The organism is Streptomyces sp. NPDC003011 (assembly GCF_053591515.1).
In genome coordinates this window covers 18,850-43,839 of the sequence record NZ_JBSFTY010000049.1, presented here as the reverse complement: position 1 = coordinate 43,839, position 24,990 = coordinate 18,850, and the positions used below count along the sequence as shown (strand labels likewise).

General features: G+C 71.5%; 17 protein-coding genes. 8 read left to right on the top strand and 9 right to left on the bottom strand.

What is annotated here, in order from left to right:
- Positions 1 to 42 precede the first annotated feature (42 nt).
- Both ACWD0J_RS24655 and ACWD0J_RS24650 read left to right on the top strand, forming a co-directional pair.
- Positions 43 to 1,902: an exo-alpha-sialidase gene (locus ACWD0J_RS24655; RefSeq protein ID WP_451497996.1), complete on the top strand. Its 1,860-nt coding sequence runs from the start codon at positions 43 to 45 to the stop codon at positions 1,900 to 1,902.
- Positions 1,903 to 1,913: 11 nt separating this feature from the next.
- Entirely contained in the window at positions 1,914 to 3,143 is a 1,230-nt protein-coding gene (locus ACWD0J_RS24650; RefSeq protein ID WP_451497995.1) for a DUF4185 domain-containing protein, read from the top strand.
- Here ACWD0J_RS24650 and ACWD0J_RS24645 read toward each other — a convergent pair.
- Positions 3,079 to 4,092 (bottom strand): bile acid:sodium symporter family protein, encoded by a 1,014-nt coding sequence (locus ACWD0J_RS24645; protein ID WP_451498020.1) that lies wholly within the window; start codon positions 4,090 to 4,092, stop codon positions 3,079 to 3,081. The genes ACWD0J_RS24650 and ACWD0J_RS24645 overlap by 65 nt on opposite strands.
- Positions 4,093 to 4,303: 211 nt before the next feature.
- Between ACWD0J_RS24645 and ACWD0J_RS24640 the strand changes: the two genes are divergently transcribed.
- The 4 genes from ACWD0J_RS24640 (at position 4,304) to ACWD0J_RS24625 (ending at position 9,245) form a co-directional block, all read left to right on the top strand.
- A complete protein-coding gene (locus ACWD0J_RS24640) occupies positions 4,304 to 5,167 on the top strand; it encodes a LysR substrate-binding domain-containing protein (RefSeq protein WP_451497994.1) in 864 nt (287 codons plus the stop codon).
- A 457-nt stretch (positions 5,168 to 5,624) separates the two neighbouring features.
- Positions 5,625 to 7,451: an AMP-dependent synthetase/ligase gene (locus ACWD0J_RS24635; RefSeq protein WP_451497993.1), complete on the top strand. Its 1,827-nt coding sequence runs from the start codon at positions 5,625 to 5,627 to the stop codon at positions 7,449 to 7,451.
- 100 nt (positions 7,452 to 7,551) lie between these two features.
- On the top strand, positions 7,552 to 8,388 hold the full coding sequence (locus ACWD0J_RS24630; protein ID WP_451497992.1) for an aldo/keto reductase: 837 nt from the start codon (positions 7,552 to 7,554) through the stop codon (positions 8,386 to 8,388).
- A 161-nt stretch (positions 8,389 to 8,549) separates the two neighbouring features.
- Complete coding sequence (locus ACWD0J_RS24625; RefSeq protein ID WP_451497991.1) at positions 8,550 to 9,245, top strand: glycoside hydrolase family 75 protein; 696 nt, start codon at positions 8,550 to 8,552, stop codon at positions 9,243 to 9,245.
- A gap of 13 nt (positions 9,246 to 9,258) precedes the next feature.
- On the opposite strand, the gene ACWD0J_RS24620 is transcribed toward ACWD0J_RS24625, so the two are convergent.
- The 3 genes from ACWD0J_RS24620 to ACWD0J_RS24610 form a co-directional block, all read right to left on the bottom strand.
- Positions 9,259 to 9,960, bottom strand: a complete 702-nt coding sequence (locus ACWD0J_RS24620) for an SDR family oxidoreductase (RefSeq protein ID WP_451497990.1) — start codon at positions 9,958 to 9,960, stop codon at positions 9,259 to 9,261.
- Between the two features lie 206 nt (positions 9,961 to 10,166).
- Positions 10,167 to 11,060, bottom strand: coding sequence for a class I SAM-dependent methyltransferase (locus tag ACWD0J_RS24615; RefSeq protein WP_451497989.1), 894 nt, complete (start codon positions 11,058 to 11,060; stop codon positions 10,167 to 10,169).
- Between the two features lie 312 nt (positions 11,061 to 11,372).
- Positions 11,373 to 13,091: a glycoside hydrolase family 6 protein gene (locus ACWD0J_RS24610; RefSeq protein ID WP_451497988.1), complete on the bottom strand. Its 1,719-nt coding sequence runs from the start codon at positions 13,089 to 13,091 to the stop codon at positions 11,373 to 11,375.
- 814 nt (positions 13,092 to 13,905) lie between these two features.
- On the opposite strand from ACWD0J_RS24610, the gene ACWD0J_RS24605 reads away from it, so the two are divergent.
- Together ACWD0J_RS24605 and ACWD0J_RS24600 are read left to right on the top strand one after the other, a co-directional pair.
- On the top strand, positions 13,906 to 16,824 hold the full coding sequence (locus ACWD0J_RS24605; RefSeq protein ID WP_451497987.1) for a glycoside hydrolase family 48 protein: 2,919 nt from the start codon (positions 13,906 to 13,908) through the stop codon (positions 16,822 to 16,824).
- A gap of 245 nt (positions 16,825 to 17,069) precedes the next feature.
- A complete protein-coding gene (locus tag ACWD0J_RS24600) occupies positions 17,070 to 19,727 on the top strand; it encodes a cellulose binding domain-containing protein (protein ID WP_451497986.1) in 2,658 nt (885 codons plus the stop codon).
- A gap of 51 nt (positions 19,728 to 19,778) precedes the next feature.
- On the opposite strand, the gene ACWD0J_RS24595 is transcribed toward ACWD0J_RS24600, so the two are convergent.
- The 5 genes from ACWD0J_RS24595 to ACWD0J_RS24575 form a co-directional block, all read right to left on the bottom strand.
- The gene (locus tag ACWD0J_RS24595) at positions 19,779 to 20,447 is read right to left on the bottom strand and encodes a hypothetical protein (protein WP_451497985.1); all 669 of its coding nucleotides are present in this window, start codon (positions 20,445 to 20,447) and stop codon (positions 19,779 to 19,781) included.
- A gap of 175 nt (positions 20,448 to 20,622) precedes the next feature.
- A complete protein-coding gene (locus ACWD0J_RS24590) occupies positions 20,623 to 22,515 on the bottom strand; it encodes a rhamnogalacturonan lyase (RefSeq protein ID WP_451497984.1) in 1,893 nt (630 codons plus the stop codon).
- Between the two features lie 133 nt (positions 22,516 to 22,648).
- Entirely contained in the window at positions 22,649 to 23,404 is a 756-nt protein-coding gene (locus ACWD0J_RS24585) for a class I SAM-dependent methyltransferase (protein ID WP_451497983.1), read from the bottom strand.
- A gap of 4 nt (positions 23,405 to 23,408) precedes the next feature.
- Positions 23,409 to 23,714, bottom strand: a complete 306-nt coding sequence (locus ACWD0J_RS24580) for a 4a-hydroxytetrahydrobiopterin dehydratase (protein ID WP_451497982.1) — start codon at positions 23,712 to 23,714, stop codon at positions 23,409 to 23,411.
- An 86-nt stretch (positions 23,715 to 23,800) separates the two neighbouring features.
- On the bottom strand, positions 23,801 to 24,946 hold the full coding sequence (locus ACWD0J_RS24575; protein WP_451497981.1) for an ADP-ribosylglycohydrolase family protein: 1,146 nt from the start codon (positions 24,944 to 24,946) through the stop codon (positions 23,801 to 23,803).
- Positions 24,947 to 24,990: the final 44 nt, after the last annotated feature.

Sequence of the window (24,990 nt, the reverse complement as noted above, 5' to 3'; positions counted from 1 at the left end):
ATAGCATCTCCTGATGTTCGGACCGGAAAAGGCAGGTGCCTCATGTCGGCATGGTTCCACGCACGTCTGAGACCCGTCCTGGCAGCGGTCGCCACCACGGTGGCGATGGCCGCCTCACCCCCTCCCGCGCACGCCCGGCCCCACGCGGCCTCGGCCGCTTTCCAGCAGCAGGTCCTCTTCAAGGCCTCCGAGGACCCCGGCTACGCCTGTTTCCGCATCCCGGCGATCGTGCGGACGGTCGACGGCACACTGCTGGCGTTCGCCGAGGGCCGGGTCCGCGACTGCGGTGACGCCGGCGACATCGACATCGTCCTCAAGCGCTCCACGGACGGCGGCCGCACCTGGGGCCCGCTCCAGGTGGTCAACGACGGCGGCGGCGACACCCACGGCAACCCCGCCCCGCTCGTCGACCGGACGACCGGCCGCATTCTGCTCGCCGAGACCTACAACTCCGGCCGCGCCGACGGCACCTGCCCCATGCCCTGCGGCCGGACCCCGCATCTGCAGTACAGCGACGACGACGGACTGACCTGGTCGACGCCGCGCGATCTGAGCCCCGAGATCCGTCCCGCGCGGTGGAACGCCTGGTACGCCACCGGCCCGGTGCACGGCATCCAGCTCGTCCGCGGCCCGCACGCCGGGCGGCTGGTGTTCGGCGTCAACACCGAGACGTGGGACGGGGGCCGGGTCACCACCCAGCACGCGGCCCTGGTCGTCAGCGACGACGGCGACCACTGGAGGATCGGCGCGACCGACTCCTGGCCGGTCCCCGCGGACGGCACGTTCCGGCAGAAGCCGTCCGAGCTGACCCTCGGCGAACGCGCCGACGGCTCCCTGCTGGTCAGCGGCCGGGAACAGAACGGCACCGACCCCGGCCACCGCACCCAGGCCGTCAGCCTCGACGGCGGCGACAGCTTCACCACCCCCTTCACCGCCCTCCCCGACCTGTACGCACCCCAGGTCCAGTGCGCCACCCTCCCCCTCGGCGAGCGTCTGCTGCTGTCCTGCCCCGGCGACCCCGACCGCCGCCGGACCATGATGATCCGTTCCTCCTACGACGGCGGCACCACCTGGGACAGCGTCGACCGGGGCACGGTGGTGACCACGGACTGGTCCGGCTACTCCGACATGGCGCCGGTCGACGACGCCACGGTGGGCCTGCTGTACGAGGGCGGTGCCGTCGACGCCCGCGACGAGATCCGCTTCGCCCGGTTCACCGAGGACTGGCTGCGACCGCGCCGGGACCCCGATCCGACCACCGCCGACCTCGCCCCGGGCGCCCCGCCCGCGGCCGTGCTCGGCGGGGCCCGGCCGACGGCCGGCGTGACCGGCGGCGCCCTGGAGTTCGACGGCGCCGACGACGCCGTACGCCTGCCCCACCGCGCTCGGCTGCTCCTCGGGACGAGGGACTTCACGGCGTCCCTCTGGTTCCGGTACACGGCGAAGAGCGGGGAGCAGCCGCTGCTGTGGATGGGCGGGACCGGCGCCAGTCAGCCGCAGATCTGGCTGCGCGCGGATCCCGCCGGCAAGCGGCTGCACGGCGGGATCACCGTGCGCGACGGGGCGACGGCCGTCCGCACGGCGTCCGTGAGCACCGCCGCCGCCCACAACGACGGCCGGTGGCACCGTCTGGTCCTGCGCCGGGGCGGCGGGCGGCTGACCCTGTTCGTCGACGGTACGGCGGCCTCCACCGCGGACGTGGCCGGTTCCGTCAGCCGCAACTCGCCGTTCGGGGTGCACATCGGGCAGCGCATGGACAGCCGGGCCTTCTTCACCGGGGCGATCGACGAGGTCCGGGTCGTCGACCGGGCGCTCACCGACGCGGAAGTCGCCGCGGGGACGGCACCGTTGGCGGACACCGTTCTGTGGCTGCCCATGGACCGGGTGAGCGCGAACCGCTAACGTCCCGGAGCGTGCCCGAGATCGGATCAGCACGACAGCGCACGGGAGCCGGGGCCGGCCTGCTGCTGGCCCTGGTTCTCACGGCCGTGCTGCTCATCGCCCTCCCGGACGACGACGATCGACAGAATGCCGACGACTGTATACCGCATACCGTCGCCTCCTGGTCGGCCGACAACCGTCTGAACACCGAGTTCGCCCGCTACGGCGACGACGCCGCCCGCACCGACGACTGGACCGGCGGCGACGGCACGCACTCGGTCCGGCTCCCGGACGGCCGGCTGCTGTGGCTGTTCTCGGACACCTACCTCGGCCGGGTGCACGGCCCGCCGAACCCGGTCGGCGAGTCCTACGCCTGGCGCGACGGCACCGCGCCACTGGTGCGCAACTCGGCCGTCGTGATGCGCGACGGCCGCCTCGAGACCACGCTGCCCGCGCCCCTCTTCCCGGACCCGGGCCCGGGCCAGTGGCGCTGGCCGGTCGCCGCCCGGGTCGAGCCCCGCTCCCCCGGCTCCTCCGAGCAGGTGCTGCGGGTGCTGCTGTGGGTGCGGACCGCGGGAGCCGCGCCCTGGGTCTACGGGGTGCCCACCGCCACCGAGGTCGCCACGCTCTCCCTGCCCGACCTGCGGGTGGAGTCCGTGGTGGAGGTCCTGGACCAGCGGCTCGTGCGGGATCCGTCCCGGCGGGTGCTGTTCGGCACCACACTGGTCGACGAGGACGGCTGGACGTACGTCTTCGGCGGCGACGACGGTCAGGCGGCGTCCCGGCCCGCCTCGCAGGCGTACGTGGCGCGGATACCCGAGGGCGGGCTCGGGGATCCGGCCGCCTGGGAGTACTGGGACGGCTCCGCCTGGGCGGCGCGGGCCCGTCCGGGCGCGGTGCTCGGGGACGGGCGGCGCACCGGGGTGGGCAGCGCGTTCTCGGTGGTGCGCCAGGACGGGACGTACGTCCTGTTCACCATGGCGGCGGGGGCGCGCGGGCTGACCACGGTGACGTCGTACTGGGCGTGCTCCCCCACCGGCCCCTGGCACGGCCCGGCGAAGGACTTCACGGCCGCGCTGCCGCCCGGGCAGGTCGCCGCGTACAACCCGCAGACGCACCCGGAGCTGAGCGACGGCGGGCGGGTGGTGCTCAGCTACGACGTCAACTGGCTGGAGCCCGCCGGGGCGGCGGCGCAGCTCAATCGGAACGTGTCCCTGTACCGACCGCGGTTCGTGAGTCTGCGTCTGAAGCCGGCGAGGTGACCTCCTCGCGTGCGTCGCGCGAGCGGCGCTTGGCGATCACCGCGCACACCATCAGCTGCATCTGATGGAAGAGCATCAGCGGCAGCACGGCCAGTGAGGCGTGCGCGCCGAACAGGACGCTCGCCATGGGCAGCCCGGAGGCGAGGGACTTCTTCGAGCCGGCGAACTGGATCGCGATCCGGTCCTCCCGGCCGAAGCGCAGCGCCTTGGCGCCGTACCAGGTCACCAGGAGCATCACGGCGAGCAGGACGGCCTCCACGGCCATCAGCCCGGCCAGTCGCAGGGGGCTGACCTGGTGCCAGATGCCCTGGACCATGCCCTCGCTGAACGCGGTGTAGACGACGAGCAGGATGGAGCCGCGGTCGACCAGGCCGAGGGCCTTCTTGTGCCGGGTGACGAAGGCGCCGATCCAGCGGCGCAGCAGCTGCCCGGCGAGGAAGGGCACCAGCAGCTGGAGCACGATCTTCAGGACCGAGCCGGCGGAGAACCCGCCGCCGCCGCTGCCGAGCAGGGCCGCGGCCAGCAGCGGGGTGACGACGATGCCGGCCAGGGAGGAGAAGGAGCCGGCGCAGATCGCGGCGGGCACGTTCCCGCGGGCGATGGAGGTGAAGGCGATCGACGACTGGATGGTCGACGGGACGAGGGTGAGGAAGAGCAGTCCCTGGTAGAGCGGGTGGGTCAGGAACACCGGGACGAGTCCGCGGGCGGCCAGACCGAGCAGCGGGAAGACGACGAACGTGCAGGCCAGGACCGTGACGTGGAGCCGCCAGTGCTTGAGCCCGTCGAGCGCCTCCCGGGTGGACAGGCGGGCGCCGTACAGGAGGAAGAGGAACGCGATGGCGGCCGTGGAGGCGCCGGAGGCCACGTCGGCGCCCGTTCCGCGCGCGGGGAGGAGGGCCGCGAGACCCACCGTCCCGAGCAGCAGCAGGATGTACGGGTCGATCGGCATCCAACTCGGCCAACGCAGGCGTTTCACGGTGCTCCACTTGCTTGTCGCTTCGCTTGTCGCTGTGGGTGTCAACAGGGGTGTCGCTGGGGGCGGGCTCGGTCTCGGTGGTCCGGGGCCACGGGTCCCCCTCTCATCGTGCTCCCTCACACGGCGATCGGGAATCCGGCATACCGCTCTGACTGTCATCACGTTCCGCGATAGCGTGGGGCGCGTGTACGACCCCTCCCAGCTGCGTACGTTCCTGTCCGTGGCCCAGACGCTGAGTTTCACCCAGGCCGCCCGGCGTCTCGGCCTGCGCCAGTCCACCGTCAGCCAGCACGTGCGGCGGCTGGAGGACGCCACCGGGCGGCAGCTGTTCAGCCGGGACACCCACTCCGTGGAACTGACGGAGGACGGCGAGGCGATGCTCGGTTTCGCACGGCGGATCCTGGAGGTGCACGAGCAGGCGACGACGTTCTTCACGGGTGCGCGGGTGCGCGGCCGGCTGCGTTTCGGCGCGTCGGAGGACTTCGTGCTGACCCGGCTGCCGGAGATCCTGGAGGCCTTCCGCTACGACCATCCCGAGGTCGACCTGGAGCTGACGGTCGAACTGTCGGGCACGCTGCACGAGCAGCTGGCGGCCGGGAAGCTGGACCTGGTGCTGGCGAAGCGGCGCCCCGAGGACCCGCACGGCCGGCTGGTGTGGCGTGACACGTTGACGTGGATCGGCGCGGAGCGGCTGCGGCTGGACGCGGACCGTCCGGTGCCGCTGATCGTGTACCCGCCGCCGGGCATCACCCGGGCGCTCGCCCTGGAGGCGCTGGAGCGGCAGGGGCGGGCCTGGCGCATCACGTGCACCAGCGCCAGCCTCAACGGGCTGATCGCGGCGGCCCGCGCGGGCCTCGGCGTGATGGCCCACTCGCGCGGCCTGGTCCCGCCCGGCCTGGTGCGCGTCCCCGAGCGGGCGGGGCTGCCGGAACTCGGCCGGGTCGACTTCGTCCTGGCGCACGGGGGCCGCCGGACGGCCGCCCAGGGCGCCGCGGACGCGCTGGCGGCGGCGATCCTGGCGGGCGGGGACCGGCTGCACCGGCGCTGAGGGGACGGCGCGGCGCCCCCGGCCGGGACGAACCGGGCAGCCGCCCGGGCGGCCGGCTCAGGCAGGCGCACCGACCCGACGCGCCCTTGCCGACGCCGGGGACGGGGGCCGGGGGCGGGGACTGCGGCGCGCGAGCAGAGACGGCGGCGCGAGCGGAGGAGTGACGGATGCGGCCGTGCGGACGCTGAGAGAGGTGAGGGCCGCGCGCGCCGCGCGCAGGCCCGCCGACGGGGCACGCGGGTGTCATCGAGTCGTACAGATTCGGTGGAGATTACGGTACCGAAACTTACTCAGCCGTCAGTTTCCTGTCCGACCCTTCCCCATGTGAGCGCATTTCGCGTCACTGACCAGCGCATACGTGAACACTGCTCGTGTTCGGCCCCCTCCCGCCCTGTTCCCGGGTGGGGTAGCTTTCACGGCGCTGTGGGGGAGCGCCACAAGAAGCGGGGAGCGGGGTTTGCGCGAGTTCACCAACCCTCCGTTGGCGTTGGCACCGCCGGTGGGCGGTCTGGCCGACGTCGTCTTCGAGCATGCCCGGGAAGACCCGCTGCACATCGCGCTCGGCCGCAAGGGCGAAGACGGCCGGTGGCGTGACGTGACCGCCGCCGAGTTCCGCGACGAGGTCCTGGCCCTGGCCAAGGGCCTGCTCGCCCAGGGTGTCCGCTTCGGCGACCGGGTCGCGATCATGTCCCGCACCCGCTACGAGTGGACGCTGTTCGACTTCGCGCTGTGGACGATCGGCGCCCAGGTGGTGCCGGTCTACCCCACCTCCTCGGCGGAACAGTGCTTCTGGATGCTGTACGACGCCGAGTGCACGGCGGCGGTCGTGGAGCACGAGGACCACGCGATGACGATCGCCACCGTCATCGACCGGCTGCCGCGGCTGGGCCGGCTGTGGCAGCTGGACGAGGGCGCCGTGCGGGAGCTGTACGACGCCGGCGTCCACCTCGACGACGAGGTGGTGCACCGGCACCGGCAGGCGGTCACCCCGGACTCGGTCGCGACGATCCTCTACACGTCCGGCACCACGGGCCGCCCCAAGGGCTGCGTCATCTCGCACGGCAACTTCATGTACGAGGCGGACACGGTCATCCAGCGCTGGGAGCCGGTGTTCCACTCCAGGAAGGGCGACGAGGCGGCGACCCTGCTGTTCCTGCCGCTCGCGCACGTCTTCGGACGGATGGTCCAGATCGCCGGGATCCGCGGCAAGGTGAAGTTCGGCCACCAGCCGCAGCTGAACGCGGCCGCCCTGCTGCCGGACCTGGCCGCCTTCAGGCCGACGTTCTTCCTCGCCGTGCCGTACATCTTCGAGAAGGTGTTCAACTCCGCCCGCCGCAAGGCGGAGAAGGACGGCAAGGCCGGAGCGTTCGAGAAGGCCGTCGAGGTCGCCGTGAAGTACGCGGACGCCGTGGAGGCGAAGGCCTGGGGCATCGGACCGGGACCGTCGGCGGCGCTGCGGATGCAGCACCAGCTCTTCGACAAGCTGGTGTACTCCAAGGTGCGGGCCGCGATGGGCGGCCGGATCCGGCACGCCATGTCGGGCGGTTCGGCGATGGACCGCAGGCTCGGCCTGTTCTGGGCGGGTGCGGGCGTGCACATCTACGAGGGGTACGGCCTCACCGAGACCGCGGCCGCCGCGACCGCGAACCCGCCCGAACGCACCCGCTACGGCACGGTCGGGCAGCCCATCCCGGGCATGACCGTGCACATCGCGGACGACGGGGAGATCTGGCTGCGCGGCGAGAACGTCTTCCAGGGCTACCTCAACAACCCCAAGGCCACCGACCAGGCGCTGCACGACGGCTGGCTGGCCACCGGCGACCTCGGCGCCCTCGACGTGGACGGCTACCTCACCATCACCGGCCGCAAGAAGGAGATCCTGGTCACCTCCGGCGGCAAGAGCGTCTCCCCCGGTCTGCTGGAGGAGCGGGTCCGCGACCATCCGCTGGTCGCCCAGTGCATCGTCGTCGGCAACGACCGGCCGTACATCGCCGCGTTGGTCACCCTGGACCAGGAGGCCGTCGAGCACTGGCTGGCGATGCGCGGCAAAGCGCGGATGCCGGCGGCCCAGCTGGTGCGCGACGCGGACCTGGAGGCCGAGGTCAGGCGCGCCGTGGTCGCCGCCAACACGCTGGTCTCGCAGGCCGAGTCGATCCGCACCTTCCGCATCCTGGCCCAGCCCTTCACCGAGGAGCACGGACTGCTGACGCCGTCGCTGAAGCTCAAGCGCAAGGCGATCGAGAACGCGTACGCCAATGAGGTCGAGGCGCTGTACCGAGCCTGAGGTTGTTTCCGGCGGATTCTCCGGTCAGGAATGCATCAGGGCTCGTGATCGTTGACGATGGGACGTGACATCTGTCGACAACCGTAAGGATCAAGAGCTCGTGAGCAGCAAGGTCCCCCCGATCATCCTCAACAACGGCGTCGAGATGCCCCAGCTGGGCTTCGGCGTCTGGCAGGTGCCGGACGACGAGGCGGAGCGGGCCGTCTCCACCGCGCTGGAGGCCGGGTACCGCAGCATCGACACAGCGGCGATCTACGGCAACGAAGAGGGCACCGGCAAGGCCATCGCCGCCGCCGGCCTTCCCCGCGAGGACGTCTTCGTCACCACCAAGCTCTGGAACAGCGAGCAGGGCTACGACTCCACGCTGCGTGCCTTCGACACGTCGCTGGAGAAGCTCGGCCTGGACTACGTCGACCTGTACCTGATCCACTGGCCGATGGCGTCCGCGGACAAGTACGTCGACACCTACAAGGCGTTCGAGAAGCTGCACGCCGACGGGCGCGCGCGGGCCATCGGTGTCTCCAACTTCCTGCCGGAGCACCTGGAGCGGCTGATCGGCGAGACGTCGGTCGTTCCGGCGGTCAACCAGATCGAGCTGCACCCGCACCTGCAGCAGCACGCCTCCCGTGAGTACCACGCGGCGCAGGGCATCGCCACCGAGGCCTGGTCGCCGCTCGGCCAGGGCAAGGGGCTGCTGGAGGTTCCGGCGGTCGTGGCCATCGCGCGCAAGCACGAGCGGACCCCGGCCCAGGTCGTGCTGCGCTGGCACCTCCAGCTCGGCAACGTGGTGATCCCGAAGTCCGTGACGCCGTCCCGGATCAAGGAGAACATCGAGGTCTTCGACTTCAGCCTGGACACCGAGGACCTGGCGGCGATCAGCGCGCTGAACGAGGACCGCCGTCTGGGCCCCGACCCGGCGACGTTCGACGCGGGCTGACCCTCTCGGCCGCATCTGCCGGCCTCGCGCCCCGGGATCGCCCACGGTCCCGGGGCGCTGTCATGTCCGACCCCCGTACGGACGATTGACCCGATCATGCCGAGGGGGCACCGTGGACGCCGCCAGGTAAGGAAACTCTCCTTAAGACAAGGGTCCCCACCGTGCGTACCCGATCGCTGACCCTCTCCGTGGCCTGCTCGGCCGCCCTGCTCGCCGCCGGGGTCCTCCCCGCGACCGCCTCCGGCAGGCCCGCACCGACGTCCGCCCGGGAGGGCACGGTCAGCGCGGCCGACCTGCTCGCCGAGGTGACCTCCTGCTCCCAGATCTCGAACGGCAGATACCGCACCGACCTGGACAGCGCGCCGACGGTCCCCGTGTGCGGCAAGCACGGCGCGGTGTTCTGGAAGGCCGACATGGACATCGACTGCGACGGCCAGCGCACCGAGCGCTGCAACGAGAACACCGATCCCTGGTTCCAGGACGACACCGCCTTCCACCAGTCCGACGGCAGGCCCCTGAGGTCGGACACCCTGCCCTACGTCGTCGTGCCCGGCGCGGGCGGCATCTGGGACCCTGCGCACGCGGGCATCCGCGGCGGTGGTGTCGTCGCGGTGATCCACGACGACCAGGTGCGGTACGCCGTCATCGGCGACACCGGCCCCGCGAAGATCATCGGCGAGGCCTCGTACGCCACCGCCGAGGCCCTCGGGATCGACCCGGACCCGGCGACCGGCGGCACCGACTCCGAGGTGACCTACATCCTGTTCCGCGACTCCCGGGTGTCCCCCATCGAGAGCCACGGCGCGGCGGTGTCCCTCGGGAACCGGTTGGCGCAGCAGTTCCTCCGGGACAACTGACCACGCTGGGGCGTCAGTTGGGCTGCCCGATCGGCCGTACGACGACCGTGTTGATGTCGACTCCGGCGGGCTGCCCGACGGCCCACACGATGGAGTCGGCGATCTGGCCGGCGGTGAGCAGATGACCGGGCGGCAGACTGCCGTAGCTGTCCCAGAAGGGGGTCTCCACCCGGCCGGGCGCGATCAGCGTCACGCCCACCCCGAAGCCGGTCACCTCACGGCGGGTGTTCTCGGCGAGACCGGTCACCGCCCACTTCGTCGCCCCGTAGATGTTGCCCGGCGTGGGCACGAACCCCGCCTCGCTGCCGACCAGCACGATCCGCCCCCGGGTCTCCTTCAGCGCGTCGACCGACGCCCGGATGAGCAGCGCGGGGCCGAGCACGTTGGTCAGCACCATCTCGGTCCAGCCGGCCGGGTCGCCCTCGGCGACCGAGTCGTGGGTGGCGAAGCCGGCGTTGGCGACGACGGTGTCCAGTCGACCGTATTCCTTGAGCGTACGGTCGACAGCCGACCGTATGTGGTCGTAGTCGGCCGCGTCGCCGACGCACGTCATCAGCTCGTCGGGGTCGCCGAGTTCCGCGGCGAAGGCGCGCAGCCGCTCCTCGCCGCGGCCGGTGACGACCACCCGCTGCCCGGCGTCCAGCAGCCGCCGGGCGACCGCGGCGCCGATACCGCTGCCTCCGCCGGTGATGAGCGTGACCGGAGAGTCGGTCATGCGTTCCCCCTGTTGCTCCTCGGTGTGCCCTGATGTACCTCGGTGTCCTGGACGGACGGAGGGAGTCCATCAGTTGAAGCACTCTCGAAGTCAAGGGCGTCGGAGGCGGTCGGCGGTCGGCGGTCGGCGGTCGGCGGTCGTCGGTCGGCGGTCGTCGGTCCGCGGTCGGCGGTCGGCGGTCCGCGGTCGGCGGTCCGCGGTCGATCTCAGTCGGTACGCACCGCCGTGTACACCGTATGCACGGCGAGCAGGAAGACGTCCGGCCGTCGGTGCACGCTCGCCGGGTCGTCGGGGTCGAGGAGCCGGTCGAGGGTGGCGCGGTCGGTGGCGTCCAGGTCGTCGCCGCAGGCGTCCCGCAGGCGGGTGAGGGAGGCGGCGACGTGGGCGCGGGCCCGGTCGGTGGTCGGTGCGGGCAGGTCGAGCAGGAAACTGCGCGTGCCGGTGTGTCGGAGGCCCGCGGCGGCCATCAGCGCCGGCCAGTCCTCGGTCTCGGTGACCGCCCCGGGCAGGTCCGCGCGCATGCGGGCGAACCGCTCCGCCTCCAGCGCGTCCAGCCGGGCCTGCAGTCCGGGGCGGCCGATGCCGATGTCGCGGGGCAGGAAGCGGGCGGGCAGACCGCCCTCCAGGAGCGCGAGGGTGCCGCCGGACGCGAGCCGGGCGGCGAAGGCGGCGAGGGCGGCTCGCTGGTCGCCGAGGTGGTGCAGGCTCCGGCTGGCCCACAGCAGGTCGGCGGGGTAGTCCAAGTCGTCCAGTACGCCGGGCAGTTCACCGGCGAGGGTGCCGAAGCGGTCGGCCACGCCGAGCCGGGCGGCGCGGGCGCGGGCCCGTTCCAGCAGCGGCTCGCTGCCGTCCACGGCGATGACCCGGGCGCCGGGGAAGGAGTCGGCGAGCAGGCAGGAGACGACACCGGGTCCGCTGCCCGCGTCGACGATCAGCCCGGGCTCGGTCTGCTTGTGGCCGAGCCATGCGAGAGCCCTCTCGTACAGGGGCGTGAACAACTCCGCCTCGGACTCCAGCAGCGGAGCCATCTCGTTCCAGTCGGGGTGGGTGTGGCCGTGGTGGTGGTCCTGGTGGTGATCCGGGTGGTGGTCGTGCGCCATGGTGGTCAGCCTCTCGTCGCGATGCGGCCAGCGTGCGCCGACGCACCGCGAGGGGGCCACCGATGTTGCCACGACGGCAAAAACGAGATGCGTCCCGTGCACCGGTCCCCGGGACACCGGACACCAGACAGGGAACACGGAACACGGGAGGCCGCCGCACCACGGCACCCGCCCCCGCGTCACGGGGCAGCGCCGCTGTATCCGGCGGTGTCCCTGGGCGGGAGCGGGCGGACGGGAACTGTTGGGCCGTGGTGCTCGCGATCCGCCGGGGTCCGGCCCGTCAGAGCCGGCCCCGGCGCATCGCCTAGGGTGTTACAGCGCCGGGTAGGCGTTCTTCATGAGCTCCTGGAACTGTGCCGAGAACCAGTGTCCCGAGAGCGGGGAGTTCGGCAGGGCACCGGACAGGTTGTTGCCGTTGCGCGGGTTGCCCGTGTAGGTCGGGTCGCACATCCGGTCGAAACCCTTGCCCTCGTCGTTCGGGATGGCGCTGCTGGAGCCGTCGGACTCACCCGGGGGCTTCATCCAGACGTACGCGTCGATCCCGGCGGCCGGGTTGGCCTGCGGGCGCTCGCCGAGGCCGGCGCCGGCCTGGTTGCACCAGTTGCCGATGTGGATGCGGCGGTCGTAGCGGCCGCCGTCGACGTAGGTGTCCACGGTGGTCGTGGCGCCCGGCGCGGCGGGCCGTGCGGTGCCGCCCCAGCCGTTGCGGGAGGTGTCGATCAGCATGCCGATGCCCGAGTTGAAGCCTGCCGTGACCAGCTGGTTGCGGAAGCCCTGGGCGAAGGTCAGCTCGTCGACGTACCGGTTCCAGTCGACCCACTTCGACTCGCGGACGGACTTGCCGGCCACGTTGTCGTTGATGGTGAAGTTGTTCTCCTTCAGGGCGCTGTAGTTGGCCGTGTTGGTGATGAAGCCGTGGACGTCGTTGACGGTGGCGCCCTCGGTGGTGGCCGCCTCCTTGAACAGGGCGGCGCTGGGGGCGAAGTTGTCGTCCCAGCCGATCCAGCCGTGGTGTCCGGCGTCGATGTAGTTGTAGACGTTGGGCGCGTCACCGAGCTTGTTCAGGGCGTATCCGACGCCCTTCTGGTAGTTGCCGTTGGCCTTCATCACGTCGCACTGCGGCGTGGCGGTGGGCCGGCTGCCGGTGTTGGTGACGAGGTTGGGCAGCGAGTCGATCTCGATGGTGGTGACGATCCGCAGCCCCGCGTACTTGGCGTCGGCGAGGGTCGCGGCGATCGGGTCGATGTACTGGGTCTTGTACTTGTCGATCTCCGTCGGGCCGAGTTCGCCGTTGGAGGCGAGGGCGGCGCAGTCACGGCCGGGCAGGTTGTAGATCACCAGCTGGACGACGAGTTCGCCGGAGCCCTTCTGGGTCAGCGCCGCGTCGAGGTGGTCACGCAGGCCCATGCCGCCGTTGACGCCGTTGATCGCGGCGATCCGGTCCAGCCAGACACCGGTCGGCTGGTTGGCGATGCGGCTGCCGCCCGGTTCGGCGGCGGCCTTCGCGGACCACTCCGGGTTCACGTACACCTTGGCGCCGTTGTAGGGGTTGTCGACCCGGTTGGCACCTCCGGGGTCCGGCGGGTCCGTGGGACCGGGGCCGCTGCCGCCGTCGTCGACGTTGCAGGTCACGCCGTCGAGGGTGAAGGTGGCCGGGATCGCGTTGGTGCCGCTGTAGGTGCCCTGGAAGCCGAAGCTGACCGAACTCCCGGTGGCCAGCGGGGCGTTGTAGCTCTCGTTGGCGGCGGTGACGGCGGCTCCGCTCTGGCTGAGCTTGGCGTTCCAGCCGCTGGTGACCTTCTGGTTACCGGCGTACGACCACTTCAGCGACCAACCCGACTTGGCGGTGCTGTTGTTGGTCAGGGTCACGTTGGCGGTGAAGCCGGTGGCCCACTGGTTCTGCACCTTGTAGTCGACGGTGCAGGGGACGGCGGCGGTGCCTACGTCGTCCGGTACGACGGCGAACGCCGTCCCGGAGGCCCCGGCGACCAGCGCCAGGGCAGCGAGCATCGCGGTTCTGGTACGACTCATGAGTGCGGGTTCCTTCTCGGTTGCGAATAACTCAGTTGCGGGTGTCAGCCGTTGAGGGCGCGCAGAATCACGCGGCCCGGTGCCGTACGCGGTGGGCGTACCGTCGTCACTGGAGTTCAGGGGTGGTGCACGGGTCAGGCGGCGGGCGGTGCTCCGAGGTGCACGCCTGCTGCCACAAGCCCAGGCCCGGCCTGCGGTACACGTCGTCCTCGCGGACATCGGTGGCGAGCAGGTGCAAGCCGGCGGCGTTTCAGGCGTGCCGACCGTGGGTCCGGTGCGGTTCGAACGACGGTGTCGTGCCATGCGCCTTGACCTTCGTCACCAGGTCCGTGACGGCGCCTGTGCGGTTCGCCGAAGGTGGGGTACCGACTGCTCGTGGCGGCCGTGTTGCGGGTGATCCGCACGGTGCCTCGGAAGCCGGTGTCCCACTGGCCGGTGACGGAGTGTTCCACCGTGCGGACGGGTACGGCGCCGGACGCCGTGACCACCGGCACCGTCACGGACCCGAGGAGGGGGGACCGCGCCGGCGACGGCTGGAAGTGTTGAACGCGGGGGGTGTCGCATGAGCGACTCCTTGCAGATCAGGCGCGTCGTGACGGACGCGTCGACTGATGGAACCGCTCCCACTGGTTCAACGAAGCTAGCGCCAAGTCACGGCAAAGAACAGAGGAGGTGCTGACTTTCCCTCAACACCGATCGTCGAATCTTTTCGACTCTTCAAGCACCTTGACCGCTCTCGGCCCCGTCCTCACTATGGGAGCGCTCCCACTGGTTCAAGCCTTGACATCTCCGAGCCGCAAGGAGGAACCAGCACATGCCCCCGAGAAAGAGACGCCGGGCCGCTCGGCGTATGTGGACCGCTGTCGTGGCGGCCCTCGCCCTTCCGTTCACGATGCTCAGTACGGGTTCAACTCCTGCCCAGGCGGCTCCACTTCAGTGCAGCGTCGACTACAAGACCAACGACTGGGGCTCCGGTTTCACCGCGGACGTCACGATCACCAACCGCGGTACGGACGCCATCAGCGGCTGGACCCTGACGTACGGCTACTCCGGCAACCAGAAGCTCTCCGGCACCGGCTGGAACGGCGCCTGGTCGCAGTCCGGTCAGGCGATCACGGTGCGGAACGCCTCGCACAACGCCACGATCGCCGCCGGTGCCGCCGCCTCCGCCGGCGCGCAGTTCACGTACAGCGGCACCAACGCCGCGCCCACCAACTTCGCGGTCAACGGAACCAGTTGCGTGGGTGCGCACCAGCCGCCCATCGCCGTGCTGACCAGCCCCGCCGCGGGCGCGGTCTACACACAGGGTGACGCGGTCCCGCTGGCGGCGACCGCCGCGGCGGCGGACAACGCCACGATCAGCAAGGTGGAGTTCTACGACGACACCACGCTGCTGGGCACGGACACCAACGCGCCCTACTCACTGTCCGCCACCGGCTTGGCCGTGGGCAGTCATTCGCTGCTGGCGAAGGCGTACGACAGCCTGGGCGCGGCCGCGGAGTCCACGCCGGTCGGCATCACGGTCGCCTCGGGTCCCACCGTGGTGGCCTCCACCAACCAGCTCGCCGTCCAGCAGGGCAAGGCGATCAGCTACGACGTGAAACTGTCGACGCGGCCGTCCGCCAACGTGTCCGTGACGACCGCGCGGACCGGGGGCAACTCGGGTCTGTCGGTGACCGGCGGGGCGTCGCTGACCTTCACGCCGTCGAACTGGAGCACCGCGCAGAAGGTGACGGTCACCGCCGACTCCTCCGGCACCGGTGCGGCGACCTTCGAGTCGACGGCCACCGGTCACGGCAAGGCCTCGGTGACGGTCACCCAGATCGCGGCGTCGAAGGAGTACGACGCCCGGTTCCTGGAGCTGTACGGCAAGATCACCAACCCGGCCAGCGGCTACTTCTCGCCCGAGGGGATTCCCTACCACTCGGTCGAGACGCTGATCGTGGAGGCGCCGGACCACGGTCACGAGACCACGTCGGAGGCGTACAGCTACCTCCTGTGGCTCCAGGCCATGTACGGCAAGGTCACCGGCGACTGGACGAAGTTCAACGGCGCCTGGGAGATCATGGAGAAGTACATGATCCCCACCCACGCCGACCAGCCGACGAACTCCTTCTACAACGCCTCCAAGCCGGCGACGTACGCGCCGGAGCTGGACACGCCGGGCGAGTACCCGGCGAAGCTGGACCCGGCGGTCTCGGTCGGACCGGATCCGATCGCCGGTGAACTGAAGTCCGCATACGGCACCGACGATGTCTACGGTATGCACTGGCTGCAGGACGTCGACAACGTCTACGGCTTCGGCAACTCGCCGGGCAAGTGCGAGGCGGGTCCGGCGGACACCGGACCGTCGTACATCAACACCTTCCAGCGCGGCGCGCAGGAGTCGGTGTGGGAGACGGTGCCGCAGCCGACCTGTGACGCCTTCAAGTACGGCGGACGGAACGGCTACCTGGACCTGTTCACGGGTGACGCGTCGTACGCCAAGCAGTGGAAGTTCACCAACGCCCCGGACGCCGACGCGCGTGCGGTGCAGGCCGCGTACTGGGCCGACAAGTGGGCGGACGCCCAGGGCAAGGGCGGTGACATCTCCGCGACCGTCGCCAAGGCCGCGAAGATGGGCGACTACCTGCGCTACTCGATGTACGACAAGTACTTCAAGAAGGTCGGCAACTGTGTCGGGCCCACCTCGTGCCCGGCCGGCACCGGCAAGGACGCCTCGCACTACCTGATGTCCTGGTACTACGCCTGGGGCGGTGCCACCGACACCGCGGCAGGCTGGGCCTGGCGCATCGGTTCCAGCCACGCGCACGGCGGCTACCAGAACCCGCTGGCCGCCTACGCGCTGAGTTCCTACGCCGATCTGAAGCCCAAGTCGGCGACGGGACAGGCCGACTGGGCCAAGTCGCTCGACCGGCAGCTGGAGTTCTACCGCTGGCTGCAGTCGGACGAGGGTGCCATCGCGGGCGGCGCGACCAACAGCTGGGCGGGCCGGTACGCGACGCCGCCGGCCGGGAAGTCGACGTTCTACGGCATGTACTACGACCAGCAGCCCGTCTACCACGACCCGCCGTCCAACCAGTGGTTCGGCTTCCAGGCGTGGTCGATGGAGCGGGTGGCCGAGTACTACCAGCAGTCGGGTGACGCCGACGCCAAGGTCGTCCTCGACAAGTGGGTCGACTGGGCGCTGGCCCACACCACGATCAATCCGGACGGCACGTACCGGGTTCCCTCGACGCTGCAGTGGTCGGGCCAGCCCGACACCTGGAACGCGTCGAGTCCGGGTGCCAACAGCGGACTTCATGTCACCGTCGCGGACTACACCAACGACGTCGGGGTGACCGCCGCGTACGCCAAGACCCTGACGTACTACGCGGACCGCTCCGGTGACACCGAGGCCGCCACGACGGCCAAGGCGCTGCTCGACGGCATGTGGGACCACCACCAGGACAGCCTGGGCATCGCCGTCCCGGAGACCCGCGCCGACTACAACCGCTTCGACGACGGCGTCCACGTCCCGTCCGGCTGGACCGGGACGATGCCGAACGGCGACGCGATCAACGCCTCGTCCACCTTCGAGTCCATCCGTTCCTTCTACGAGGACGACCCGGCCTGGTCGAAGATCGAGGCCTACCTGGCGGGCGGAGCCGCGCCCTCCTTCACGTACCACCGGTTCTGGGCCCAGGCGGACATCGCCCTGGCCATGGGCTCGTACGCGGAGCTCCTCGAATAGTCCCCGCCGGGCGCTCCGCGGGTCGGGCGGTGCGAACGCTGCGGGCCGTGTGCGGCTGGTCGCGCAGTTCCCGTGCCCCTGTGTGGGGCGCGGGGCAGCACCGCCCCTGCGAGGGGCGCCTGAAGCTCCGCGTGCGTGGCCCCGTCACCTGACGACGGGGCCTAGCCGGGCGGCCCCCACCCGCACTGGGGGCCGCCCGGCCATCGCGCCTTTCCACTCCCCCTCCTGCCCGGAAAGGACCACCCGTGCGAAGAACCCGCATCCTCACGGCCGTTCTGGCGCTGGCGGCCGGCCTGCTCGCGGGCACGCCGCCCGCGCTGGCCGCCGAGCCGGCGAAGCCGGTGATCGCCGCCGACACCTACACCTGGAAGAACGCGCGGATCGACGGCGGTGGTTTCGTCCCCGGCATCGTCTTCAACCGCGCGGAGAAGAACCTGGCCTACGCCCGCACCGACATCGGCGGCGCCTACCGCTGGCAGCAGTCCACGAAGACCTGGACGCCGTTGCTGGACTCGGTCGGCTGGGACGACTGGGGGCACACGGGGGTGGTGAGCCTGGCCTCGGACTCCGTGAACCCGGACCGGGTGTACGCGGCGGTCGGCACGTACACCAACAGCTGGGATCCGGGGAACGGGGCGGTCATGCGTTCCGCGGATCGCGGCGCGAGCTGGCAGAAGACGGACCTGCCGTTCAAGCTGGGCGGCAACATGCCCGGCCGGGGCATGGGCGAGCGCCTGGCGGTCGACCCGAACCGGAACAGCGTGCTGTACCTGGGCGCGCCGAGCGGCAAGGGTCTGTGGCGGTCGACGGACTCCGGCGTCACCTGGTCGCAGGTGACGAACTTCCCCAACGTCGGCAACTACGCGCAGGATCCGAGCGACACCAGCGGTTACGCGAGTGACAACCAGGGCGTCGTGTGGGTGACCTTCGACGAGTCCACGGGCACGTCGGGCACGGCGACCAGGACGATCTATGTGGGGGTCGCCGACCAGGCGAACGCGGTGTACCGGTCGACGGACGCGGGCGCGACCTGGACCCGGCTGGAGGGGCAGCCGTCGGGATACCTCGCACACAAGGGTGTACTGGATACGAAGAACGGCCATCTGTACATCGCATACAGCGACAAGGGCGGCCCGTACGACGGCGGCAAGGGCCGGCTGTGGCGGTACGCGACCGCGACCGGCACCTGGACGGACGTCAGTCCGGTCGCCGAGGCCGACACCTACTACGGGTTCAGCGGGCTGACGGTGGACCGGCAGAAGCCCGGCACCCTCATGGCCACCGCCTACAGTTCCTGGTGGCCGGACACCCAGATCTTCCGGTCCACGGACAGCGGCGCGACCTGGACGAAGGCGTGGGACTACTCGTCGTATCCCACCCGCGCGAACCGCTACACGATGGACGTCTCGTCCTCCCCGTGGCTGACCTGGGGCGCGAACCCGTCGCCGCCCGAACAGGCGCCGAAGCTGGGCTGGATGACGGAGTCGCTGGAGATCGACCCGTTCGACTCGAACCGGATGATGTACGGGACGGGCGCGACGGTCTACGGCACGGAGAACCTCACCAACTGGGACGGCGGCGGCCAGTTCGCCATCAAGCCGATGGTGCAGGGCCTGGAGGAGACGGCGGTCAACGACCTCGCCTCTCCCCCGTCGGGTGCCCCGCTGCTCAGCGCGCTCGGTGACATCGGCGGGTTCCGGCACACGGACCTGGCCAAGGTCCCGTCGATGATGTTCACCTCCCCGAACTTCACCTCCACGACCAGTCTGGACTTCGCCGAGGCGAACCCGAACACGGTCGTCCGCGTCGGCAACCTCGACTCGGGCCCGCACATCGCGTTCTCGACGGACAACGGGGCCAACTGGTTCGCGGGGACCGACCCTTCGGGTGTGAGCGGTGGCGGCACGGTCGCGGCGGCGGCCGACGGCAGCCGGTTCGTGTGGAGTCCGGCCGGCACCGGCGTGCACTACGCGACCGGGTTCGGCACCTCCTGGGCGGCCTCCAGCGGCATACCGGCGGGTGCGGTCGTCGAGTCCGACCGGGTCGACCCGAAGACCTTCTACGGCTTCAAGTCCGGGAAGTTCTACGTCAGTTCGGACGGCGGCGCCACCTTCACGGCGTCCTCGGCGACCGGTCTGCCGAGCGGTGACAGCGTGCGCTTCAAGGCGCTGCCCGGCACGAAGGGCGACGTGTGGCTGGCGGGCGGCGCGAGCGACGGCGCGTACGGGCTGTGGCACTCCACCGACGGCGGTGCGACCTTCACCGAGCTCGCGGGCGTCGAAGAGGCCGACACGATCGGTTTCGGCAAGGCGGCCGCGTCGGCGTCGTACCAGACGCTGTTCACCAGCGCGAAGATCGGCGGTGTCCGCGGGATCTTCCGCTCCACCGACAAGGGCGCGACCTGGACCCGGATCAACGACGACGCCCACCAGTGGGGCTGGACGGGTGCGGCGATCACCGGTGACCCGCGGGTGTACGGCCGGGTGTACGTGGCGACCAACGGCCGCGGGGTGATCTACGGCGACAGCTCCGACGCCGGCGGCGGCACGGACCCGGGGCCGGGCCCCGATCCCGGTCCGGCCGGCGCCTGTTCGGTGACGTACAAGGTCACCAACCAGTGGTCGGGCGGTTTCCAGGCGGACGTGCAGCTCACCAACACCGGCTCGTCGGCCTGGAACGGCTGGTCGCTCGGCTGGACCTTCGGCGACGGCCAGAAGGTCACGCAGGCGTGGAACGCGCAGACCGCGCAGTCCGGTACGGCGGTGACGGCGAAGAACGTCGGCTGGAACGGGACGGTGGCGGCGGGCTCGTCGGTGGGCTTCGGCTTCACCGGGAGTCTGTCGGGCACGAACACGAAACCGGCCGCGTTCAAGCTGGGTGACCAGAACTGCGCGGTGGGCTGAGGCCGTGAGCGCCCCCGTCCGGACCGGCGCCCGGACGGGGGTCCGCCGCGGCTACCTGACGCTGCCGGTGAAGATCGTCGCCTCCGACTCGAAGTCCGGGGCGACCTCCACCTGCAACAGCTTCTCGCCCTTGGGGAGTTCGCAGCCCCAGGGCACGTTGAGGGACCGGCCGGCCAGCAGCCGGGTGTCGGGGCCGCCGCCGAGGCCCGCCTCGGTGTCGAAGATGGCCTCGCTGCTGTGCCCGTCCTCGCCGTACGAGCAGTTGACGGTCAGCATGGTGGCGTCGAGGGTCTGGTCGCCGCCGTTCTTGAGCTTCACCGTGAACTTCACGTACGGCATGTCCTCCGGTGACGCCCACTCGCTCGACACCCCGCGGGTGAATCCCGACAGGCTGACGTCCACGTCGTTCTCGTAGGTGACGATGTCGTCGAAGGCGTAGACGCCGTCGCCGGTGTCCTCGGGCGCCGGTGCGGACGGGTCTTGCCCGGCTGCCGCGGCGGTGTCGTCGGCGGACAGGGTCCTGGTGACGGTGACCGTGGGCGCGGGCTTCGCCTCGTCGCCGACCTCGGAGCCCACCACGGCGCCGGTGGCGATGATGGTGACGACGACGGCCGCTCCCACCCCGAGGACGATCGCGTTGGCGGGGCCCTTCTTCTGCTGCGGCGGCATCGGCGGGGGCGGGAAGCCCGGCATGGGTGGCTGCGGGAAGTGCTGGCTCATGGTGCCCCCAGGGATGGTGCTGTTGAAGTGCGAATCATCCCCCGGGAAGCCGTGCATACGGAATTCTCGTGATGAAAACGTGTTCATGATGAATGAATCCCGCGCCCCGCGATCCCGGGGGCCGGGGGCGGGGTGCGGGATCCGCGGTGCTCGACAGCTCACGGGCGGGAACGGCTCACGGGGTGTAGACCGTCGGCCGGGGTGCCGTGGCCATGCCGCCGCCGATGAAGAAGCTCGGGTGCGGCGGCTGATTGTATGCAGTATTTTGCCAGGCGAGTGCCGTGCGGTACATCGTGTCGTGCAGCAGCGTCGTGATCCTGGTGCTGGTCTCGACCGGTGTCGAGTACACCCGCAGGGCCGTGTTGTTCGACGTCGGCCAGACGACCTCCTCGCGCCAGTCGCCCAGGATGTCCCCGGACAGGGACGGGGTGGCCTTGGTGCCGTTGTTGGAGTGCACACCGGAGCCGGTCAGCAGACGGGTGTCGCCGGAGGTGCCGTACTTGTCGACGCGGGTGCCGTCGAGGAGTTCCCGGACGGGGTCGCCGTCCCACCAGCTCAGGAAGTTGACGCTGGAGGGCTCCCGGCCGAGGGAGGCGCCGGTCGCGGAGCGCAGGGTGGTGTCCGAGGCGGACCAGGCCTCGGCGCCCGGGCTGCCGGCGTGGATGTCGGCGGCGACCCCGCGGCCGTTGTCGGCGCCGGAGGCGGTCTGCCACAGGACCTGGCCGGTGCGGGCGTCCGCCATCCACGAGCCGGGCTTGCTGGTGTCCTCGGACACCTTGAAGTACTCCAGGCCCGCCCGCGACGGGTTGAGGTCCCCGACGTGTCCCGCGTCGCCGTGGCCGAGCTTGGTCGTCCACAGGCCGTTGCCGTTGTCGTCCACGGTCATGGCGCCGTACACGATCTCGTCCTTGCCGTCCGCGTCGACGTCGGCGACGGACAGGCTGTGGTTGCCCTGGCCGTCGTAGCCCTTGCCGCTGTTGGTGGAGGAGGAGGTGTCGAAGGTCCAGCGGCGGGTGAAGGCGCCGCCCCGCCAGTCCCAGGCGGCGATCACCGTGCGGGTGTAGTAGCCGCGCGCCATGACGAGCGAGGGCCGGGCGCCGTCCAGGTACGCCGTGCCCGCGAGGAAGCGGTCGACGCGGTTGCCGTACGAGTCGCCCCAGGAGGAGACCGTGCCGCGCGCCGGGACGTAGTCGACGCTCTGCATCGCCTTGCCCGTCTGGCCGTTGAACATGGTCAGGTACTCGGGGCCGGAGAGCACGTAGCCACCGGAGTTGCGGTGGTCGGCCGAGGAGCTGCCGATGACCGCGCCGGTGCCGTCGACCGTGCCGTCGGCGGTCTTCATCGCGACCTCGGCCTTGCCGTCTCCGTCGTAGTCGTACGCCTGGAACTGCGTGTAGTGGGCGCCGGAACGGATGTTGCGGCCCAGGTCGACGCGCCACAGGCGGGTGCCGTCGAGCTTGACGCCGTCGACGACCGTGTTGCCGGTGTAGCCGGACTGGGAGTTGTCCTTGGCGTTGGTGGGCTGCCACTTGAGGACGAAGTCGAGGGCGCCGTCGCCGTCGAGGTCGGCGACCGAGGCGTCGTTGGCCTCGTACGTGTAGGCGACGCCGTCGGGGGTGGTGCCGCCGGCGGGCGGGGTGATCGGAACGTCCTTGTAGCCGGTGCGGAGTTGGACCGCGTGGACGGAGTCGGCCTGTTCCACGCCGCCGACGACCGCGCGGACCGTGTAGTCGGCCTGGGCGGGGGCGCCGGAGTGGAAGTAGTTCGTGGAGCCGCTGACCGGCGTGGAGTTGACCTTCGTACCGGACCGGTAGACGTTGAAGGACACGTCGTTCGGGTCGGTGCCGAGCCAGCGCCAGCTGATCAGGTTGCCGGCGTCGGTGTGCACGCTGACGACACCGCGGTCGAGCTTCTCGACCTGGCGGGCGGTGGCGGCCTCGGCGGAGTCGACGCCGATCATGGCCGTGAGTCCGGCGCCGACGAGAGCCGAGGCGACGAGGGCCGCGGGCAGGAGCACGCGGCGTCTGCGGTGCGTGCGGGGGGCGGAGTGCGGGGGCGGGTGCTGCACGGCGGACCTCCTGGGGGGACGGGCGGGTTCCGTTCTCCTCAGTCGCCGCCGCGCCGCCCGGGGTTGCCGTGTCACTCCCCCTCTCCCCCGGCCGGTCGCGGACGGTCGGCCCGCGTCGGCGTCGCCGCGGCACTCAGGAGGGACGGCCGTCGCGCTTCCTGAACGCCAGCACCGTGAACACGGGGTCGGCGCGCGGACGGTCCTGGTCGGGAAGGTCCGCGAGGCGCGCGGCGAAGCCGTCGGCGCGCGGGTCGCCGGGCGGGAGCCGGGTGAACCAGCCGCGCCGCAGGTCCGCGACGGTGCCGCGGGGGCTGCGGCCCTGGCCGTGCCCGGGGAAACGGGCCCGGCCGGCGGGGAGCAGGCCGTGGGCGGCGGCGTACGCCGTGACCGCCCTGGCGGTGTCCTGGGCGGGCCGGCGCGGACGCGGGGCGAGCACGGCGTCGATGTCACTGCCGACGTCGTGCGCGGCGGCCTTGTCGACCGTGGTGACGTACACGCCGCCGGGGCGCAGCACGCGGGCGCACTCGGCGACGACGGTCCGGGCGTCGTCGGCCGTGTCGAGCAGGTGCAGCAGCCACACACTGGTGACGGCGTCGAACGTCCGGTCGGGGAACGGCAGTCGGCGGCTGTCCGCCAGGACGATGGCCCCGGGCAGGCGTACGGCGGCCGTGCGGGCCATGCCGTACGTCAGGTCCGCGCCGGTCACCCGCAGGCCGGGGCGGGCCGCGGCGAGCCGCCGGGTGACGCTCCCGGTGCCGCAGGCGACGTCGAGGAGCCGGCGGGTCCGTTCGGGGATCAGACGGAGCACGGTGTCGGCGGCCGCGGCGGCTCTGGGTTCACCGCCGCGGGTGGCGTCGTAGGCGTCGGCCTCCTTGTCGTAGTCCAGCACCGCGTCACCGGGCTCCGTGGCCGGGGGCGAGGTCCTCCACCTTCCGTGCCAGCTCGAAGTCCAGCTCGGTGACGGCACCGCCGGCACTGTGCGTGTGCGCGCTCAGGGACACGGTGTCGTAGCCGAGGGTGAGGTCGGAGTGGTGGTCGAGCTGTTCCTGGACCCGGGCGATGTGGACGACCATCGCGGTCGCGGCGAAGTGCGTGCCGAGCCGGTAGGAGCGGGTGAGCCGGTCGCCGTCGAGCGACCAGCCCGGCAGCTCCGCCAGCCGGTCCTCGATCTCCTTCTGGGACAGGGGTTCGACGGGCATGGCCTCGTTCCTTCCTGGACGGCGGGGTATGTCCTCAGCCTGCCACAGCCGTGCCGTCGCGGCCCTGGCCAGGACGGTGCCGGGGGTCAGGCGGGGACGCCCTGGGCCGCGAGGTCGTCGGCGAGCACGGCGATGCGGGCGCGGCCCTCGACCCGCTGGACCCACGCGTGCGGCAGGGCCTGGTCGCCGTGGCGGGCGCCGAGCAGGTTGCCGCAGAGGGAGCCGGTGGAGTCGCTGTCGCCGGAGTGGTTGACGGACAGCAGCAGGGCGTCCTCGACCGGCATCGGGAGCAGCGCGCAGTACACGCCGATGGCGAGCGCCTCCTCGGCGACCCAGCCCGCGCCGAGGGACTCGACCTTCTCCGCCGTCGCCCCTGTCGGGTCCGCGGCGAGTTCGACGGCCTGGCTGAGGGCGGCCGAGGTCTCCTCGTGGCCGGGGTGACGCTCGAGCGTCCGCAGGGCGCGCAGCACCGAGCCCTGCATAGAGTCCCCCTCGACCAGGTTCGCCACGATCGCGGCGAGCGCGCCGGCCGCGTAGTAGCCGGTGGGGTGGCCGTGGGTGATCTGGGCGGCGCGGGCGGCCAGGGAGAAGGCCACGTCGTCGCGGTGGACGAGACCGAAGGGCGCCGAGCGCATGACCGCGCCGCAGCCCTTGGAGTCGGGGTTGACCTCACCGGGTCTGCCGTCGAGGACGAGCCACGGGTCGGGGGCGTACCCCTGGGCGACGCCGGACAGACAGGCGTTGCCGGGGGCGCGGCGGGCGTACAGCCAGCGCTCGGTGACCAGGCCGCCGACGGGAGCGTCACCGTCGGGCGTCGCGGCCGGCGCCGGGCCCGCCGCCGCGCCCTGCCCGGTTCCCGGGGGTGCGGCCTGCTCGGGGCCCGGCTTGGTCTGGGTCTCCAGCCACCGCTCGTACGCCCGGCGCATCAGCAGGCTCCATCCGTCGCTGACGCCCTTGTCCGGTGCTCGGTGCCGTTCCCCCTCCCGGTCCTGGATGAGGGCCTCGGCGGTGAACAGGGTCATCTGCGTGTCGTCGCTGATGAGGCCCACCGCGCCGTGCGCGCCGGGCACCGGGCCGCTCACGCCGCGCGGTCCGTGGGTCGCGCGGATCCGGTCGAGGGAGGAGAACTCGACCGGATAGCCGAGGGCGTCGCCGACCGCCCCGCCCAGGAGGCAGCCGCGCACTCGGGCGCGGTACACCGCCACCCTCTCCAAGGTCCACGGCCCGTTCATGCGCCCACTCCCCGACTCCAGGTGACCGTTCCTCGACTACGGTC

Coding starts and splice junctions, on each gene's coding strand:
- ACWD0J_RS24610 (WP_451497988.1), bottom strand. CDS start 13,091: ATGAGTCGTACCAGAACCGCGATGCTCGCTGCCCTGGCGCTGGTCGCC.
- ACWD0J_RS24615 (WP_451497989.1), bottom strand. CDS start 11,060: ATGGCGCACGACCACCACCCGGATCACCACCAGGACCACCACCACGGC.
- ACWD0J_RS24620 (WP_451497990.1), bottom strand. CDS start 9,960: ATGACCGACTCTCCGGTCACGCTCATCACCGGCGGAGGCAGCGGTATC.
- ACWD0J_RS24580 (WP_451497982.1), bottom strand. CDS start 23,714: ATGCCCGTCGAACCCCTGTCCCAGAAGGAGATCGAGGACCGGCTGGCG.
- ACWD0J_RS24645 (WP_451498020.1), bottom strand. CDS start 4,092: ATGCCGATCGACCCGTACATCCTGCTGCTGCTCGGGACGGTGGGTCTC.
- ACWD0J_RS24605 (WP_451497987.1), top strand. CDS start 13,906: ATGCCCCCGAGAAAGAGACGCCGGGCCGCTCGGCGTATGTGGACCGCT.
- ACWD0J_RS24575 (WP_451497981.1), bottom strand. CDS start 24,946: ATGAACGGGCCGTGGACCTTGGAGAGGGTGGCGGTGTACCGCGCCCGA.
- ACWD0J_RS24655 (WP_451497996.1), top strand. CDS start 43: ATGTCGGCATGGTTCCACGCACGTCTGAGACCCGTCCTGGCAGCGGTC.
- ACWD0J_RS24595 (WP_451497985.1), bottom strand. CDS start 20,447: ATGAGCCAGCACTTCCCGCAGCCACCCATGCCGGGCTTCCCGCCCCCG.